This window comes from Arthrobacter yangruifuii, from assembly GCF_009192775.1.
Taxonomy (GTDB): Bacteria; Actinomycetota; Actinomycetes; order Actinomycetales; family Micrococcaceae; genus Arthrobacter_B; species Arthrobacter_B yangruifuii.
Genome location: NZ_VTFX01000001.1, coordinates 419,542 through 436,797 on the forward strand (window position 1 = coordinate 419,542; position 17,256 = coordinate 436,797).

Annotated in this window: 15 protein-coding genes; 13 read left to right on the forward strand and 2 right to left on the reverse strand. The window is 68.3% G+C overall.

What is annotated here, in order from left to right; translation table 11 throughout:
• The first annotated feature begins 1 nt into the window (after position 1).
• The 12 genes from GD627_RS02080 to GD627_RS16545 all read left to right on the forward strand — a co-directional run bounded on the left by GD627_RS02080 (position 2) and on the right by GD627_RS16545 (position 14,157).
• Positions 2–1,105: a LacI family DNA-binding transcriptional regulator gene (locus tag GD627_RS02080; RefSeq protein ID WP_281349953.1), complete on the forward strand. Its 1,104-nt coding sequence runs from the start codon at positions 2–4 to the stop codon at positions 1,103–1,105.
• Positions 1,102–2,052: a carbohydrate ABC transporter permease gene (locus GD627_RS02085; RefSeq protein WP_186764162.1), complete on the forward strand. Its 951-nt coding sequence runs from the start codon at positions 1,102–1,104 to the stop codon at positions 2,050–2,052. The genes GD627_RS02080 and GD627_RS02085 overlap by 4 nt, the downstream gene beginning before the upstream one ends.
• Positions 2,049–2,888: a carbohydrate ABC transporter permease gene (locus GD627_RS02090; RefSeq protein ID WP_146360236.1), complete on the forward strand. Its 840-nt coding sequence runs from the start codon at positions 2,049–2,051 to the stop codon at positions 2,886–2,888. The genes GD627_RS02085 and GD627_RS02090 overlap by 4 nt, the downstream gene beginning before the upstream one ends.
• Positions 2,889–2,940: 52 nt before the next feature.
• Positions 2,941–4,236 carry an ABC transporter substrate-binding protein gene (locus tag GD627_RS02095; RefSeq protein ID WP_146360238.1) on the forward strand — a complete coding sequence of 432 codons (1,296 nt, stop codon included), beginning with the start codon at positions 2,941–2,943 and terminating at the stop codon, positions 4,234–4,236.
• A gap of 73 nt (positions 4,237–4,309) precedes the next feature.
• Complete coding sequence (locus GD627_RS02100; protein WP_152271156.1) at positions 4,310–5,485, forward strand: ADP-ribosylglycohydrolase family protein; 1,176 nt, start codon at positions 4,310–4,312, stop codon at positions 5,483–5,485.
• Positions 5,476–6,870, forward strand: a complete 1,395-nt coding sequence (locus GD627_RS02105; RefSeq protein ID WP_152271157.1) for an ADP-ribosylglycohydrolase family protein — start codon at positions 5,476–5,478, stop codon at positions 6,868–6,870. The genes GD627_RS02100 and GD627_RS02105 overlap by 10 nt, the downstream gene beginning before the upstream one ends.
• Positions 6,867–8,825 carry an SUMF1/EgtB/PvdO family nonheme iron enzyme gene (locus tag GD627_RS02110; RefSeq protein WP_152271158.1) on the forward strand — a complete coding sequence of 653 codons (1,959 nt, stop codon included), beginning with the start codon at positions 6,867–6,869 and terminating at the stop codon, positions 8,823–8,825. Before GD627_RS02105 ends, GD627_RS02110 begins: the two co-directional genes overlap by 4 nt.
• On the forward strand, positions 8,822–10,009 hold the full coding sequence (locus GD627_RS02115; RefSeq protein ID WP_152271159.1) for a CaiB/BaiF CoA transferase family protein: 1,188 nt from the start codon (positions 8,822–8,824) through the stop codon (positions 10,007–10,009). The genes GD627_RS02110 and GD627_RS02115 overlap by 4 nt, the downstream gene beginning before the upstream one ends.
• Positions 10,006–10,869 carry an HpcH/HpaI aldolase/citrate lyase family protein gene (locus GD627_RS02120; RefSeq protein WP_152271160.1) on the forward strand — a complete coding sequence of 288 codons (864 nt, stop codon included), beginning with the start codon at positions 10,006–10,008 and terminating at the stop codon, positions 10,867–10,869. Before GD627_RS02115 ends, GD627_RS02120 begins: the two co-directional genes overlap by 4 nt.
• 56 nt (positions 10,870–10,925) lie before the next feature.
• Positions 10,926–11,612, forward strand: coding sequence for an ABC transporter ATP-binding protein (locus GD627_RS02125; RefSeq protein WP_152271161.1), 687 nt, complete (start codon positions 10,926–10,928; stop codon positions 11,610–11,612).
• A 3-nt stretch (positions 11,613–11,615) separates the two neighbouring features.
• The gene (locus tag GD627_RS02130; protein ID WP_152271162.1) at positions 11,616–13,193 is read left to right on the forward strand and encodes a DUF6297 family protein; all 1,578 of its coding nucleotides are present in this window, start codon (positions 11,616–11,618) and stop codon (positions 13,191–13,193) included.
• 190 nt (positions 13,194–13,383) lie between these two features.
• Positions 13,384–14,157, forward strand: coding sequence for an Ltp family lipoprotein (locus GD627_RS16545; RefSeq protein ID WP_210250437.1), 774 nt, complete (start codon positions 13,384–13,386; stop codon positions 14,155–14,157).
• A gap of 28 nt (positions 14,158–14,185) precedes the next feature.
• Here GD627_RS16545 and GD627_RS02140 read toward each other — a convergent pair whose 3' ends face one another.
• Entirely contained in the window at positions 14,186–14,896 is a 711-nt protein-coding gene (locus GD627_RS02140) for a DUF4386 domain-containing protein (RefSeq protein ID WP_152271163.1), read from the reverse strand.
• 109 nt (positions 14,897–15,005) lie between these two features.
• Between GD627_RS02140 and GD627_RS02145 the strand changes: the two genes are divergently transcribed.
• Positions 15,006–15,704, forward strand: a complete 699-nt coding sequence (locus GD627_RS02145; protein WP_152271722.1) for a TetR/AcrR family transcriptional regulator C-terminal domain-containing protein — start codon at positions 15,006–15,008, stop codon at positions 15,702–15,704.
• A gap of 73 nt (positions 15,705–15,777) precedes the next feature.
• Here GD627_RS02145 and GD627_RS02150 read toward each other — a convergent pair whose 3' ends face one another.
• Entirely contained in the window at positions 15,778–17,196 is a 1,419-nt protein-coding gene (locus GD627_RS02150) for a cryptochrome/photolyase family protein (protein WP_152271164.1), read from the reverse strand.
• Positions 17,197–17,256: the final 60 nt, after the last annotated feature.

The following is a 17,256-nucleotide window of genomic DNA, read 5'->3' on the forward strand; positions in this document are numbered from 1 at the left end:
GGTGGCATGGTGGTCTGGCTCACACGCTGGAAACGTTTACAACACTCAAAGGGGAGCGTTGGTCCGGGTCACCATCACGCAGGTCGCCGCGCATGCAGGTGTGTCCGTGGCATCTGCTTCGCGGGCGCTTAACGGACGGGTGGCGAGCGCCAAGACGGTCGCGAAGGTGCAGCACGCCGCCCAGGAACTGGGCTACGTCGCTGATGCGGCCGCGCAGTCGCTGAAACGGGGCCGCACCAACCAGCTCGCCTACGCCGTCGCGGACATCGGGAATCCGGTCCACGTCGAGATGATGACCGAGATCGAACGTGTCGTCTCCGCCTCCGGCTACCGGCTGGTCATGTCCTCCATGGGCACGTCCTCCTCGTCGGTGGACGTGGTCCGCGAGCTCGGCCGTGGATACGTCGACGGCATGATCCTCTCGCCGCAGCGCGTCACGGATGAACTGCTCGAGGTACTCGCAAAAACGCCGGTGCCTGTTGTCGTGCTCGGACGTCTGCCCGCCGGCGCCGGGCTGGACACCGTCCCTGCGGACTCTTTCACGGCCATGCACCTCGTCGTCGAACATCTCGTCGCCGAAGGCCGCGCGGACATTGCCTTCGTCAACGGGCCTGCCGACACCACCCCGGGGGCCTTCGGCCACGACGGCTTCGCAGCGGCGGCGGCGGCGGCGCATCCGGCACTCACCGTCCGCAGCCTGGAGGCGGAGAACTTCACGATTACGGCGGGCTATGCCGCTGCGCGCCGTGTCCTGCATGAGGACCGCCGCCCCGACGCCATCGTTGCCGCAAATGACCTGATCGGCATTGGCGCCCTTCGGGCCGCCGAAGACCTTGGCCTGGCCATTCCCGAAGACCTCACCGTCACCGGCGTCGACAACACGGAACTCGCGGACGTCATCCGGCCGGGCCTCACCAGCGTGGACCTCGGCGCCCGCGAACGCGGCCGGTTGGCGGCGGAGCTGCTGCTCGCCCGCATCACGGAACCCGAGCGTGCGGTGCACACGGCCGCGGTCCCGCCCGCACTGGTTGTCCGCGGATCATCCCGCGCGCACACCTCGAACCCTGCCCACGCCTTCGATCACAACAACGGGAGAGCCGGATGAGTACCGCCACGAAAACCAGGCGCGAGGCAAAGGAGGATCCACGCCCCGTGAAACGGGCCGGCCACCGCGTCCGTGCCCAACGGCGGGAAGCCATTGTGCTGGTGATTCCGGCGCTCCTTCCCATCCTCATCTTCTCCGTCATCCCACTCGTGAGCGGCGTGGCCCTTGGCTTCACCGACGCCACGCTGGCCCGGAACGCCGAGATCAATTTCATTGGTCTGGGGAACTTCATCGAACTTTTCGGAGACCACCGCTTCTGGGGGTCGTTCGGCATCGGCATCGTATGGGCAGGCGCCGTCGCCCTGCTGACCCTCATCGCCGCGATGGGACTGGCGCTGCTGCTGAACAGCGATCTCCGCCTGAAGGGGCTGACCCGTGTGCTGGCACTGATTCCCTGGGCCATGCCTCCGGTGGTCATCGCCATCGTCTGGCGGATGATCTACAACCCCAATTCGGGTCCCCTCAACGGCGTGCTCGAATCCTTCGGCATCCCCGGCGTCAACTGGCTCGGTGACTTTTCGACGGCGCTGCCCGCCGTTATCGTGGTGGGCGTCTGGGCCGGCATCCCGCAGACCACCGTGCTGCTGCTGGCGGGCATGCAGTCCATCTCCGCGGAGCAGCATGAGGCTGCGGCCGTGGACGGTGCAGGAGCGTTCCGCCGGTTCTGGCACATCACCCTGCCGGGCCTTCGCCCCATCATCTTTGCCGTGACCGCCCTGGACTTCATCTGGCAGTTCAATTCCTTCGGCCTCATTTACGTCCTGACCGAAGGCGGCCCCGGCGGCCGCACCATGATCCCTCCGCTGTTCACCTACCTGGAGGCGTTCCGCAACCGGGAGATCGGTTACGCATCGGCAATGGGCGACGTCCTCGTGATTGCGATCCTGCTGATCCTGTCGCTGTACCTGGTCAACCAATTCCGCCAGACGAAGGAAGCACGGTCATGAACTTCAGGCGCCCCTGGTACGCAACAGTGCTGATGTACATCGCCCTCGCAGGGTTCCTCGTTTTCCTGGGGTTCCCGCTGTTGTGGCTGCTGTCCGCGTCCTTCAAATCCTCGGGAGAGCTGAACTCCCTGGCCGTCAACCTGGTGCCCGCCGAGTGGGATTTCAGCAACTACCGTTCAGCGCTGGAACGGCAGAACCTCCTGCCCGCGGCCCGCAACTCGCTCCTGGTCTCGCTCACAACGATGGTGATCACCGTGCTGCTGTCGATGCCGATGGCCTACGCCCTCGCCCGCCTCAAGGGCCGGCTGCGCGCCGCCGGGACCGTCTGGATCCTCACCAGCCAGGTCTTCCCTTCGATCCTCATCATCATCCCGCTTTTCCTGGTGCTTCGCTCGATCAACCTCAATGACACCCTGTTCGGGCTGATCCTCGTGTACGTCACCTTCACCCTGCCGTTCACACTGTGGATGCTGCAGGGCTACGTTGCCGCGATACCGTCCGAACTCGAGGAAGCCGGCGAGATGGACGGAGCCTCGCGCCTGACCATCCTGCGCAGGATCGTTCTTCCGCTGCTCGCACCGGGGCTCGTTGCGACGGCCATGTTCACGTTCGTTTCGGCGTGGAACGAGTTCTTCCTCGCCCTCGTCCTGCTGCAGAGCCCGGAACTGTACACGCTTCCCATCGCATTGCGCTCGTTCCTGGGAGCGGAAGGGCAGACCCAGCTCGGACCGCTGGCAGCCGGGGCGATCCTGGCGACCATTCCGTCACTCATCATCTTCACCATCCTGCAGAAAAAGCTGACCGGCGGCATGCTCGCCGGTGCGGTCAAAGGCTGACCCCGCCCACCGGAAAACCATTCAACCCAGCAGCACAGAGAAAGCGAGCATCATGAAGAGAATCCGAGGTTTTGGCGCCGTCGCAGTTGCGGGCGCGGTAGCCCTTGCCCTAACCGGTTGCCAGCAGGGCAGTTCAAGCGGCGGATCCGAGAGCGGGGAGGGCGACGCCGTCACCCTCCAGTTCCAGTCACTGTCCGACCAGCCGGCGACCCAGGAAGCCGTGAAGACGATCGTCGACAAATGGAATGCGGACAACGACGACGTCCAGGTCGAGATTGTCCAGGCCGGCTGGGACGGGACGTATGACAAGCTCATCACCCAGTTCGCCGGCGGAACCGCGCCGGACATCATCCACTATGAAGCGAGTTCCATCGCCTCCTTCGCCTCCGACGGCTACCTTGCCGATCTGACCGATTACATCGACGCCGACCTGAAGTCGGATATCTCCGAGGGCGTCTGGGACTCCGTCACGCGGGACGGGGAAATCATCGCGTACCCGTCCACGCTGCAGTCCTACATGGTCTTCGCCAACGCGGACCTGCTCGAGGCTGCGGGTGTGGAGGTACCCAGCGGTGACACCATGACCTGGGAGGAGCTGCAGGAGATTGCCAAGGCAACCACCACGGGAGGCAACTACGGTCTCGGCTGGGGCCTGGCCTCGCCGACGGCGACGATGATGAGCCTCGCGCTCGGCTATGACGGCGGGTTCTTCGACGGCGAAGGCACCGAGGCGTCGATCGAGGTGGGCGACGCCGAGCTCGCCGTGCCCGAGCTGATCCACGAGATGGCCTACACCGACAAATCGATCGAACCCACCTCCCTGACACAGTCCGGATCGGACGTGCTGGCATCCTTCTACGGCGGCAAGGTGGCAATGACCGTGCAGGGCTCCTACCAGGCCGCCAATATCGCAAAAGATGCTCCGGAAGGCTTCAATTGGGTGGCGCTGCCCCCGTTGGAGGGCTCAGCAGGCGCAATTCAGGCCGCCAATCCGCAGACTTATTCCGTGAACATCGATTCGGAGCATGTGGAGGAGTCGGCCGAGTTCCTCAACTTCTTTATGAACGGTGAGAACCTCGCGTCGATCGCCTACGCGGACGCGCTCATCCCTTCGTCCGACTCGGCCCGCGCCGAGGTGGAAACCATGGCGGCGGACGAGCCGGCCTGGACCCAGGTGCTGGCCTCCGGCAACGGACTCGAAGGACCGCCGTTCCTCAAGGTGGAGAAGTACGCGGAGTGGAAGGACACCGTCGCCACCCCCGCTTACCAGCAGTATCTGGCCGACCAGATCACCAGCGAAGAGCTGTCGGCACAGCTCTCCGACGGCTGGACGGACATCAACGGCTGATGGCCTGCGCGGGGGCGGCCATCCGGTCCGCCCCCGCCCCGTCGTCGCTCTTCGGGCCAACCAAGGAGCAGGAATGAACCTATTGCGGGATCGAGTGGCCGGGGTGCTGGCGGGTGCCGCCGTCGGAGATGCACTGGGTGGCGCGACGGAGGGCTGGTCCCCTGAACAGATAGAGGAGCGGCACGGCGGCTGGGTCGAGGGCATTGTGGGCCCCTTCCTCGCCGACTGGAAAACAGCACGGCCCATCGCGCCGTACCACAAGGGCGACGGGCACATCACGGATGACACCCTCATGACCCACGCGCTTGTGGAGGTCTACGCCAGGCGCCGGCGCCACCTGGACGCCTACGACGTCGCTGCGGACCTGGTGCCGCTCATGATCGGCGAGCGGCGGTGGGTACCGGAACTCGAAGACTCCGCACTGATCCTGCAGCGGGTCTTCCTCGCAGAGAAGTGGATCGTCGCGAAGCTGCACTACGGCCACGCCGATCCGCGCGAGGCCGGCGTGGGAAACATCGTCAACTGCGGCGCCACTATGTATATGGCCCCGGTGGGGCTCGTGCACATCGGCGATCCGCGTGGCGCCTATGCGGAGGCCATCGACCTCGCCGGAGCGCACCAGTCCTCCTACGGCCGCGAGGCAGCAGGCGTGTTCGCGGCGGCGGTGGCAGCATCCGCCGCGCCGGGCGCAACCGTCGCCGATATACGGAACGCCGTCCTGGATGTTGCCCACGACGGCACCGCCGCAGCCATCCGCGCCGTCTTCGGCGCCGTCGATGCCTTTCTCAACGACGGCGGATCGGAGGACCCGCGCGACGTTGCCCGGACCGTGCGCGCCGCCGTCGCCCCGTTCGACACCGTGGGCGAAAACTACCGGTCCCCGGCGATGGATGCCCGCCTGCCGTCACGCACCAAATCGATCGAGGAGCTGCCCGCCGCCCTCGGCTTTGTGGTCGCCCGCGGCGGGAACCTGCGAGCCTCGGTGCTCGACGCCGTCAACTACGGCCGCGACGCCGACTCCATCGCGGCGATGGCCGGTGCCGTCTGCGGGGGCCTGGGCGGCGTCGACGCCGTGCCGCCCGACTGGGTTGCGGAGGTGATGGCTGCCAGCCGGCTGGACCTCGACGCCGTCGTGGATTCGATGGCGGAGGTGGTGCGCGAAGTGGCCGGGGCGGACGCGGACCGGGCAGCGCGGCGGGCCGAGGAGCTGTCCGCATTGCTCAGCAGGGAGGCCGCACCGTGCGACTGACCTGGGCACAGCCGGAGGACCTGGTCGCCGGTGAGCTCACGGCGCTCCGCGAGCAGGGCGCCGCGGAGAGCGGCATCGCGCCGATCGAACAGCGGTGGGCGGACGCCGGCGGATCAACGCGGCCCGCGCCGTCGGGGGCAGGCGAGGCCCCCGCCCCTCCGGCACTGCGCGCACTTGCCCGCACCCTGCTGGATGAACTGCAGGCCCTGCAGGTACCAAGCGCAGCGGAACCGGACGAGTGGAACGACATTGCCGCCCTGCTCCCTCCGGCCCGGCCGACCCCGGGGACCGCTGTGGCCTTCGAACGGGTGCACGGCGCCTGGCTGGGCCGCTCCGCCGGATGCCTGCTGGGGAAACCCGTGGAGAAAATCCCCCGCGAAGGCATAGAACAAATTGCCCGGGCCACCGGGAACTGGCCCATCTCCACCTATTTCACTGCGGCGGGGCTCACCCGGGACCTCGCCGAACGCTGGCCCTGGAACCGCCGCTCCGCCCCGACCTCGCTGACCGAGAACATTGAGGGGATGCCCGAGGACGATGACCTGAACTTCGCCATCCTCGGGCTCGGGCTGCTGGAGGCCCACGGCGGGAACCTGACCACCGAACACATTGCGGGAGCCTGGCTCGCCGCCCTGCCGGCGGGCCGGATCTTCACGGCCGAACGCGCCGCCTACCGGAACCTCCTCGACGCCCGCGAAATCCCGAACACCGCACGGCACCACAACCCGTACCGCGAATGGATCGGAGCGCTCATCCGCGCCGACGTCCACGGCTGGGTGCATCCGGGAGATGCACGTGCCGCCGCCGCCTCAGCCTGGACCGATGCCCGGCTCAGCCACACCCGCAACGGTATCTACGGGGAAATGTGGGCCGCCGCCCTGTGCTCCGCCTCCCTCACCGAGACCACCGCCGACGCCGTGCTGGACGCCGGTGACACCGTCCTGCCGCCGGCCTCCCGCCTCGCCGCCGCGGTGCGCCTCGGCCGGACCACCGGCCGCTCCCTCGCCCGCGGCCGGCTGACCGAGGCCCGCTCCCTCGATCTCCTTCACCGGGAGTTCGACGGCATGCACTGGGTCCACACCCTCAACAACGCCGCCCTCATCGCCTGTGCGCTTCAGGCCTACGGTGAGGATTTTGATGCCGCCGTCGCGCTGGCCGTGGCGGGCGGATGGGACACCGATTCCGTCGGCGCAACCGTGGGGTCCGTCGTCGGCGGGCTCCTGGGCGCCGGGGCGATCGATGAGGCATGGACCGCTCCGCTGCAGGACCGCATCGCGACCTCGCTTCCCGGCGGGGCCTCCCGCTCCATCCGGGATCTAGCTGAACGGACCCTCCGATTATCCCGGGGGACCGTCCCGGGCGTCATCGAAAGGATGAAGGTATGAGTGGTGGCTTCGACCCCCTACGGCCGCGCGAATACGACCTGCCCACCCGGGTACCCCTCGAGACTGACCTGGCAGCCGGGGATGCTGCGCTCACCCTCGACGACGCGAAGATCTTCGCGGCCCCGTCCAACTCCCGTGACCTGGCCCGCTGGCGGGAGCAGCTCACCGCCTGGCGGAACGGCGCGAGGGAACGCTTCGTTGGCCCCAGCCGGTACGACGACGGCGCGTCTGCCTGGGCGAGCCGGTGCTTCGCCGTGGCGCAGGTCTGGCTGTGGGACGAACTCTTTTTCGACTTCCAGTCGCAGCGGTTTACTCCGGGGCGCTTCCTCGCCGACGCCCGCGAACGGTTCGGCGGGTTGGACGGCGTTGTGCTGTGGCACGCCTATCCGGTCATCGGCATCGATGACCGGAACCAGTGGGACTTCTACAACGTGCCGGGACTTCCCGAAGCCGCCGAGGCGCTGCACGCCTCGGGAGTGGCCGTGTTCCTGGCCTACATGCCGTGGGACACGGGAACCCGCCGCGGCGGTGATGACGCCAGCGAGCTCGCGGCGGCGGTGCGCCGCATCGGCGCGGACAGCGTTTTCCTGGACACGCTGAGGAAAGCCGACCGGGCGCTCGTCGAGGTCCTGGATGCTGCCCGTCCCGGCATCGGCCTCGAGGGCGAGTCGAAGCTCACCACCGGGCGGATCGCCGACCACACGCTGTCCTGGGCGCAGTGGTTCGCGGACTCCGAGACCCCCGGCGTTCTCCGTGCACGGTGGTTTGAGCGCCGGCACATGCAGCACCACATCCGCCGCTGGCACCGGAACCACGCCGTGGAACTGCGCTCGGCCTGGCTCAACGGTGTCGGCATTGTGGTGTGGGAGGTCGTTTTCGGTGCGTGGGTGGGCTGGAATGACCGGGATGCCGCCACCCTGCGCCGGATGCTGCCCGTCCAACGCGGTTTCCACCGCTGGCTGGTGGAGGGGGAGTGGACGCCGCTAACTGTAACGGCGGATCCGCTCGTCGGATCGACCTTTGAGCTCAACGGTGTCACGCTGCTGCTCCTGGCCAACACTTCGGACGAGGACGCCAAGTATCCCCTGGCCGGCAGCGGCTGGGCGGCGCTGCATGACGGCGACACTGCCGACGTGGTCACCGTGCCCGCGAACGGGATAGCCGCTGCCGTGCAGGTCAGTGCCGGCGCCGCCGTCCCCCCGCAGATCGACGCCGTCCGGGCCATGCTCTCCGGGAAAACGGCCGAGCATGATGCTTCCTTCCGGCACCGCCCCGCACAGCGCCTGCCCGCACCCCGCTGGAACGGTCCGGTGGCCCCGGCCTCGGCGTCCATGGTTACGGTTTCGGCCGGCACCTACACCCTGACCCTGCGGTACCGGATGCGGGAAACCGGCATGTATGACGGGGCGCCCTACGTCGACGAGTGGAAACCGCTCTCGCCCCGGCTCCACGACCAGCGCACGCTGGAGCGGACCGTGACGGTTCCGGTTCCGGTGCAGGTCGCGGCGGCCGAGGTAAGCGAGGCGGAGTACGCCCGGTTTCTCGACACTCTCGGCGAGCCCACACAGGCCCGCGACCCCGACCGTCCGGCCACCCGGGTCACCTTCGCCCGGGCCAGGGACTATGCGGCCTGGGCCGGCGGCCGCCTTCCATCCGAGGACGAGTGGCAGCTCGCCGCCGCCCTGCCCGGCTTCGTCCGCAGAACCCCGGAGGTGTGGAACTGGACCGAGTCCGAGCACTCCGACGGCCGTACCCGCTTCGTCATGCTCAAAGGCGGCAGCGCACACCGCAGCGAGGGATCCAACTGGTATTTCGACGGCGGGGTGCAGCCGCCGGAGTTCAGTGCCAAGCTGCTGCTGCCCGGACTCGGTCTGGACGCGTCCACGTCGATCGGTTTCCGGATCTGCAGGGATCAGGCCCCGGATTGGAACGCCGGCGAAGGGGTTCCCGGATGAATCCGCTCACCGGACTGCGCGTAGTGGACGCCTCCACCCTTTTCGCCGGCCCGCTGGCAGCCATGCATCTGGGTGACATGGGAGCCGACGTGGTCAAGGTGGAGCATCCGCACCGCCCGGACCCGGCACGCAGCCACGGGCCGAGCAAGGACGGGCAGAACCTCTGGTGGAAAACGCTCGGGCGCAACAAGCGCACCGTCGCGATTGACCTGCACACCGACGGCGGACGGGACGCGTTTCTGCGTCTGGCGCGGACCGCGGACGTGGTGATTGAGAACTTCCGCCCCGGCACGCTCGAACGCTGGGGGCTGGACTACGCCGCCTTGTCCGCCAGCAACCCCGGACTGATCCTTGCCCGCGTCACGGGATTCGGGCAGATCGGCCCGTATCACCGGCGGCCGGGATTCGGCACGCTGGCCGAGGCGATGAGCGGCTTCGCCTCCTCCACCGGCGAACCGGATGGCCCGCCGACACTTCCGCCGTTCGGGCTGGCCGACGGCGTTGCGTCCCTCGCCACCGCCTACGCGGTCATGGTCGCCCTGCACGCCCGGGAGAGGGACGGCAAAGGCCAGGAGGTCGACGTCGCGATCATCGAGCCGATCCTTGCAATGCTCGGTCCGCAGATCACGCGGTGGGACCAATTGGGAACCGTGCAGCCGCGCACGGGAAACCGCTCGGACAACAACGCACCGCGCAACGCCTACCGCACCGGCGACGGGTCCTGGGTGGCGGTCTCCGCGAGTGCACAGTCCATCGCCGAGCGCGTGGTCACCCTGGCCGGCCGGCCGGAACTCGCGGACGAGCCCTGGTTCGCCAGCGGCGCGGCCCGCGCCGAGCACGCCGACCTCCTGGACGACGTCGTCGGCTCCTGGATCGCCCGGCACTCCCGGGAGGAGGTCATCGCCGCCTTCGAGGCAGCGGACGCCGCCGTGGCACCCATTTACGATCCGTCCGACATTGTGGCCGACCCCCAGTTCAACGCGCTGGGAACCATCCACCGGATCAAGGACGCCGAGCTGGGCGACATGGCCATGCAGGGGCCGCTGTTCCGGATGTCCCGGGATGAGGCCCGGATCGCGTTTACCGGAAGGGCGCACGGAGCGGACACGGAGGAGGTACTCACTGAACTGGGCTACTCGGCGACCGAACTCGCGGCGCTCCGCGGGAACGGAAGCATCGGATGAGCCGGCCGGTCATCGTGGCACTCTACGCACCGGCGGACCGTCCGGAGCGGTTCGACAAGGCCCTGCGCGCGGGGGCGGACGCGGTCATCGTGGACCTTGAGGACGCCGTGGCTGCCTCGCACAAAGCATCCGCCCGGGCGGCACTGGCTGACTTTGCCGCGTGCTGGGAGGCCTGCGGTGCAGGTGCTCCCGCCGTCCAGGTGCGGCTGAACGCCGCCGGATCCGCTGAGCATCAGGCCGACCTCGCCGCGGTTGCCGGGCTGCCCTCGGTCTTCGGGGTCCGGCTGCCGAAGACCTCCTCGGCCGGGGACATTGCCGCACTCCGGGCTGCGCTGCCGGGGCGGGAGGTGCACGCCCTGCTCGAATCGGCCCTGGCGGTTGAGCGGGCCTTCGAGATCGCCTGCTCCGGGGTCTCCACCCTCGCGTCCGGCGAAGCGGACCTGCGCGCCGAACTCGGGGTTCCCGCCGGTCCGGCCGGAGAAGCGGGCCTGGCCTGGTCCCGCAGCCGCATCGTGAATGCGGCCGCTGCTGCCGGGCTGCCCGCTCCGCTGATGGCCGTCTACGCCGACGTTGCGGATCTTGGCGGACTGGAAGCCAGTTGCCGCACCGGCCGCGGCCTGGGCTTCGGCGGCCGGACTGCCGTGCATCCGCGCCAGCTGGAGGTCATCCGCCGCGTGTTTACCCCGGACGCCGCGGAGGTGGCGCGTGCACGGCGCATTATCGACGGCGTGCGAACCGCGGCGGCAGACGGAACCGGAGCCTTTGTGCTGGCGGACGGAACCTTCATTGACGTGGCGATGGTGCGGGCCGCCAAGCGGGTCATCGCCCTGGCCGGCCCGGAGCGGAGGATGGACCGCTGACGGGGGCGGGGAAGTCCTTCCCCGCAAACGGCATCCCCGCCCATTAGATTAGGGGCATGACTGCTGCGGGAGCTGTGCTGGAGATATCCCAACTGCTGGTGGGGTACGCCGGTGCGCCCGTGTGCGGCGCCATCACCGCCCGTGCCGACGCCGGGGAAATCCTCGGCGTGGTGGGTTTCAACGGGGCCGGTAAATCCACCGCCGCCCGCACCATCGCCGGAAAGCAGCAGATGCTGGACGGCGAAGTGCGCCTGCACGGCCTGCCGGTCAACGAGGACGCCATCCCGTTCCGCCGCGAGGTGGCCGCCCTCTTTGACGAGGACGCTTTCTTCCCGTCCCTGTCACTGCGCGAACACCTGCAGCTGGTGGCCCGCGGCCATTCGGTCCCGGACCCGGATGCCGCCGTCGACGCGGAACTGGACTTTTTCGGCCTGCAGGACCGCGCCGGCGCCGTTCCGGATTCCATCTCGTCCGGCCAGCGCCGCCGGCTGCTGCTCGCCTCGGCATTCATCCGCCCCTCCTCGCTGCTCATCCTCGACGAACCCGAGCAGCGCCTGGACCCGGTGATGCGCGAACGGGTGGGGTTACGCATCCGGAAGTACGCCGACGACGGCGGCACGGTACTGCTGGTGACGCACGATCCCGCCCTGCTCCTGGCGACGGCGGGACGCTGCCTGCTGATCGATGACGAGGTCCGGGAGATTGACCCGGCCCGCGCCGCCGCTGAAATTGCCGGGAAATAGCGCATGGCCAGCACCACCGCCGCACCGGCCCGGTTCAACCCCGCCCGCTACACCCATGCGGCATCGCGGAGCCACCGCCGCGGCAGCACCCGGATCCGGGACGTGTTGCTGGATGCCTACGCCACGCTGCTGGGGGTGGCGACCGTCCTGGCGCTGGCCGGGGGACTGGTCCTGGCCCTGCGGGACCAGGTGGCGCTTGCCCTGGGCACCGGTGCCGGTGCCCGGTGGTCGGTGGTTTCGGCGGAATGGGCCGGCCTGCCCGACGGCGCCGCGGTCACCGTCCTGCTGTTCGCAGCCCTGGCTGCAGTGCTGACCGGGGCGCGGAAGCTGGGCCCCGTGGCCGTGCCCTCGGCCGAGGGGTACTGGTGGCTGAGCCTGCCGGTGGACCGGCGCCCGTTCCTCGCCGGACGGCTGCTGCGCCGGATGGCCCTGGTCTGGGCGGCCGGTGCGGTGCTGTATCTGCCGGTCGGGGTGATTACCGATCTGCAGGCCACCTTCCCCGGCCAGCTCGCCGGCGCCGCCGTCTTCGGGCTGGCTGCGGTCTGTGCGCTGTTGCTGGCGGGGCTGCGCCAGTCGGCCGGAGCAGGCGGGGCATACGGGGCATACGGGGCATTCGGCTCTTCCGGAGCGGCCCGTGCACTCGGCACGGCCGGGGCGCTGCTGCTGCTGGCCCTGCTGAGTTTCCTTCCCCGGCAGGCCGCTGCCGGCGCGGTCTGGCCGGCCGCCGTGGTGCTGGCCGCCGTCGTCGGACTGGCGCTGTGGGTCTACACCCGGATGGAGGCCATCCCGGGGCGCGAACTGATCCGCGGCGGCGGGGTCTCCGGGCATGCCGGCGCAGCGCTGTACCTGATGGATACCAACGAGCTCGGGCGGGCGTTCGCCGGTACCCCGCGCACCGGAACCACATCCCGTGCCCGCCGCTGGTACGCGAGGGGAACCCGCACCCCCTTCAGTGCGCTGCTCAGGGCGGATGCCACCGCGTTCCTGCGCACCCCCGGGCTCTGGGGCCGTCCCGTGCTGCTGCTCCTGCTGTGTGTTGCCGTTCTGGTTGCCGCAGGCTCGCAGCCGGCGCTGATGCAGCTGGCCGTCATCCTGCTCACCATCTGTGCTGCCGTCCCGGCTTTGGGGGCGCTGGCCCGCCAGACCGCCATCACTCCCGGCCTGGATGCATTGCTGCCGCTGTCCCCGTCACTGGTGCGGCTGAGCCGGACGGCGCTGCCCGCCGCCGCCCTCGTCCTGTGGACCGCGCTGTTCTGCACCGTCCTCGTTCTGCTGGGGGCGGGCAGTCCGGCGCTGATCGGGCTGGGAGCGCTCGCCGGTCCGGGGTTCGGTGCGGCGGCGGTGCGCGGCGCCTACCGTCCGCTGCCGGATTGGACAGCTCCGCCTGCGGAAACCGTGTTCGGTCCGGTGCCGACGGCGCAGACCGGGTCCCTGGCCCGGGGCCTGGACACCATTTTGCTGGCCGCCGTGCCGTTGCTGCTGGGCCTGTTCCTGGGCTACGTTCCGGGAGCACTGCTGCTGGCCCAGGCGGCTTTCTCCGCCGGCTGCGTCCTGATGGTGATGTATTCGAATCCCAAGTAACGGGCATTGAAAGCCTTGCCGGAAATCCAAAGGAATGTGTCGTCGTCGTTATTCTTCTTTTGCTGGAGGGATCCGCGGTTTCCGTCGGCGAATATGTATCCGGCGTTCCGATTTCCTTCTATCGGAACTGCATGGCAGGATTCGGTCACGTAAGCAGACTTCATTCCCGAAACAAAGGCACACGACCGTTATGAGCACTGCCGCACCTACTTATATGCCTCCAGCCAAGGCCACGCAGAAGAAATTTGTCGTGACGTGGCTGCTCGCGCTCTTCCTGGGCGGGCTCGGTGTCGACAGGTTCTATTTGGGAAAGATCGGGACCGGCGTCCTGAAGCTCCTGACGGGAGGCGGGTTCGGGATCTGGTCACTGGTGGATCTGATCATCACCTTGACCGGTAACCAGAAGGACAAAGAAGGCCGTCCGCTCGAGGGTTACAAAGAGAGCAAGAAGATGGCGTGGATCGTCACGGCTGTCGTCTGGGTTCTCAGTGTGATCCTTTCGTTGATCATGATGTTCACCGTGACGGCGACAATTAAGACTGCCATTGAGGAAAGCAACGAATCCTCCGGCGCCGGTACTGTATCGACCCCGGCTCCGGACTACTCCGCGCCGACCCAGGCCGCCCCCGCTGCTCCCGCCGCGCCTGCCGCACCGAGGAATGATGACAAATTGCAGGCTTTGAACAGTGCCCAGTTCTTCAGCGACAGCCAGCACATGAGCAAGGCAGGCATCTACGAGCAGCTCAGCGGGGAATACGGCCAGTACACCCCGGAGGCGGGGCAGTACGCCATCGACAACGTCACCGCCGACTTCAAAACCAACGCACTGGAATACGCAAAGGTGCTCAACGAGGAAATGGACATGCCGAAGGAGGAGCTCCGGGAGTACCTCGCCAGCACTGACGAATACGGGGTAATGTTCACCCCCGAGGAAGCCGACTACGCGATCGAGAACCTGAAGTAGCCGCCGTAGCCGGACTCTCGCCGGCGTCCTACACGACGCCGGCGGGTGCCTGCCGGTGCCGGGTCTGCCTGCCGACTCCCCGGAACCCGCCCAAAGCCAGGTAGATGCCCAGCGACGCTTCCCAGATGATCTCTGGAAGGGTGGCCAGCGCCGAGGGAAGCGAGGATTGGCTGTACGCGCCGAACAGCACCGCAATTCCTGACAATGACATCAGCGGACCTCCGATCAGGCCGAACAGGGCCAGCGGCCGCGGCACCAGATGCGAGCGGTAGAACAGGAACCCCAGCAGCAGCCCGTTGCCGATGCCCACCACAAATCCCGGACCAAGCAGGAAGGTCCAGTCATGCACCGCGACCAGTGCCTGGGCCACGCCGACGTACTGGTCCGCGCTGCCGCCGGCTTCGACAGCCCGCCGCAGGGTCACGACTGTGAGCACGCTGAGAATTCCGACGGCAATCAGCGCGCACTCCATGATCCGGGCGGCCACGTACCCTATCGCGGCGGTCCCGCTGTGGTGTTTCAGGACCGGATACAGCACGACGGCGGTGCCGATGTTCGCGACAATCAGCACCAGTTCACAGACCACGCCCAGCAGGGCACGGGTGTCCGGGCCGGGTCCGGTGACATAGTCCGGGGCGGTCAGCAGCGGCGCGTACAGCGCAGCCCCGGCGATCGCCGAAATGAACGTGAGGAGAAAGAGGATCCCGGCGGTCCGGGCGGTCCGGTTGGAGGCTTCCATGACGTGCTCCTGTTCGGCCGGAGGTGTACTACGTACACCACATGCCCTGAAGCTAGGTGTATGCCGTACACTTTGTCAAGCATCGAATCCTCAGGGAGGTTGGTTCGTGATGAAGGAACCGGTGGATCGGCAGCAGCTGCCCTCCCCACGCCGTGCCCGGCTGCACCGGGAAGCCGTACTCCGCGCCGGCGTCGGGCTGGCCGACCGGCTTGGCCTGGACGGTTTGACCATGCGTGTCCTTTCCCAGGATCTGGGCGTGGTCCCCATGGCGCTGTATAAGCATGTGGCCAACAAGCAGGAACTGCTCGAGGGCATGGTGGACCTCGTCTGGAGCGAGGTCACGGAGCCGGACGCCGAACACGGCTGGAAGCAGGCGCTGCGGAACCGTTCCGTCTCCCTGCGGGACGCGCTCACCCGGCACCGGTGGGCCGTGGGGCGGATGGAGGCATCCGGCCGTCCGGGGCCGGAGAACCTGCGCCAGCACAACGCGATGATGGGCTGCCTGCGGGAGAGCGGCTTCTCGTTCCGCGCCACCGTGCACGTGACGAGTCTGCTGGACGCCTATGTGTACGGCTTCGTCCTGCAGCAGAAGACGCTCTCCTTCGAGACGCCGGAGGAATCGGCCGCGGCAGCTGCCGCTACCCGGAACGCGGAACCGGAGGAAACCGCGGCCCGGTATCCGTACCTGCTTGAAGTGGTGGGCGAGCTGGCGAAGGAAGGCTACGACTACGACGCCGAGTTCGCCGTCGGGCTGGATGTCCTGCTGGACGGCGTGGAGCTTCTGCGCGGCACCTGGCGCGAGGGTTAACCGCTGCGCGCAGCCCGACCCGGATCCCTGCCAGGCTCCACAACCGGCGGCGGCACGCCTCCGTTCCCGCCGGTCAGCGGATGCTCTCGTACGCCTCAAGCGCGTGCCGGCGGGACTCCTTCAAATCCACGAGCGGCTCGGGATAGCCGGGAGTCAGTGCGTCCGGCACCCAGCGGGAGACATACTCACCGTCAGGATCAAAGCGCTTGGCCTGTGTCTCTGGATTGAAGATCCGGAAAAACGGTGCTGCGTCCGCGCCGGAGCCGGCAACCCACTGCCAGTTGGCGGGATTGCTCGCGGGATCTGCGTCCACCAGGGTCTCCCAGAACCATTCCTCACCCACCCGCCAGTGGATGCCCAGGTTCTTGATCAGGAAGCTTGCGGCGACCATCCGTACCCGGTTGTGCATCCAGCCAATGCTCCAGAGCTGCCGCTGGCCGGCGTCGACCAGTGGGATCCCTGTCAGTCCGGCCTTCCACGCATCGAGGGCGCGGAGGTCATCCGGCCGGGATTCCGACGGTGCCCGCGCATCCTTCCTGCGCAGGATCGCCGGGGTCTGCGGCCCGGAGCCCGCCGGATGTTCCCAGGGGAACGCGTCGAAGGCAGGCCGCAGGTTCCTGGTGGCCAGATCCGGGTTGTGAAAGAGCTGGTGCCAGCAGAACTCACGCCAGCCGATTTCGGCGCCGAAAACGTCCGGACCCGGCCCGTTTCCGCGGACGCGGGACAATGCGTGCCAGACCTGGAACGGACTCACATGCCCCCATCGCAGGTAGGGGGAGAGCTGGCTGGTGCCGGGCTTCGCCGGGCGGTCGCGACCATCGTCGTAATGCTGCACCGGGCCGGCCAGGAAGCTGCGAAGGGTGGACAGGCCGGCTTCCTCGCCCGGGGTCCAGGTCCGCGCCAACCCTGCGGACCAGTCCGGATGCAGCGGCAGCAGGTTCCAGTCCTCCAGGTCCTCCCCGGCGGGGATGCCGTCCGGCGGTGCGGCGGCCTTGTCCGGTGCCGCAAGGGGCGCCCGGAAATCCATGGCGGAGACTGTGCGCCAGAAGGGAGTGAAGACCCGGTACGGTCCGCCGCCGCCCGTACGTACAGCCCAGGGTTCGTGCAGCAGCGACGCCTGGAAGCTCTCTGCCTGCACCTCCGCGCCCGCCGCCCACTCCTTGACCGCGGTGTCCACGTTCCGCTCCGGTCCGCCGTAGCGCCGGTTCCAGAAGATCCGCTCCGCGCCCGTTTCCTGCGCGAACGCAGGAACGACGTCGCCCGCCCGCCCCCGCAGCAGCACCAGTGGAATACCCAGGGCCTCAAGGTCTTCCCGCAGGGTCTTCAATGCGTGGTGCAGCCACCACTTCGCGGCGGCACCCAGCGCTCGGATACCCGGTGATTCCTCATCCAGAACATACAGGGCTGCCGCGTTGCCCTCGGAGGCTGCGGCCAGGAGGGCAGGATTGTCCGCTGTGCGCAGATCGTCGCGGAGCCAGGCGATGGAGACCACGGACAGGTCCTTTCCTTGGGTAACCCGACCCTACCCGTGGCCCGGGGCGGACGGCTCCTT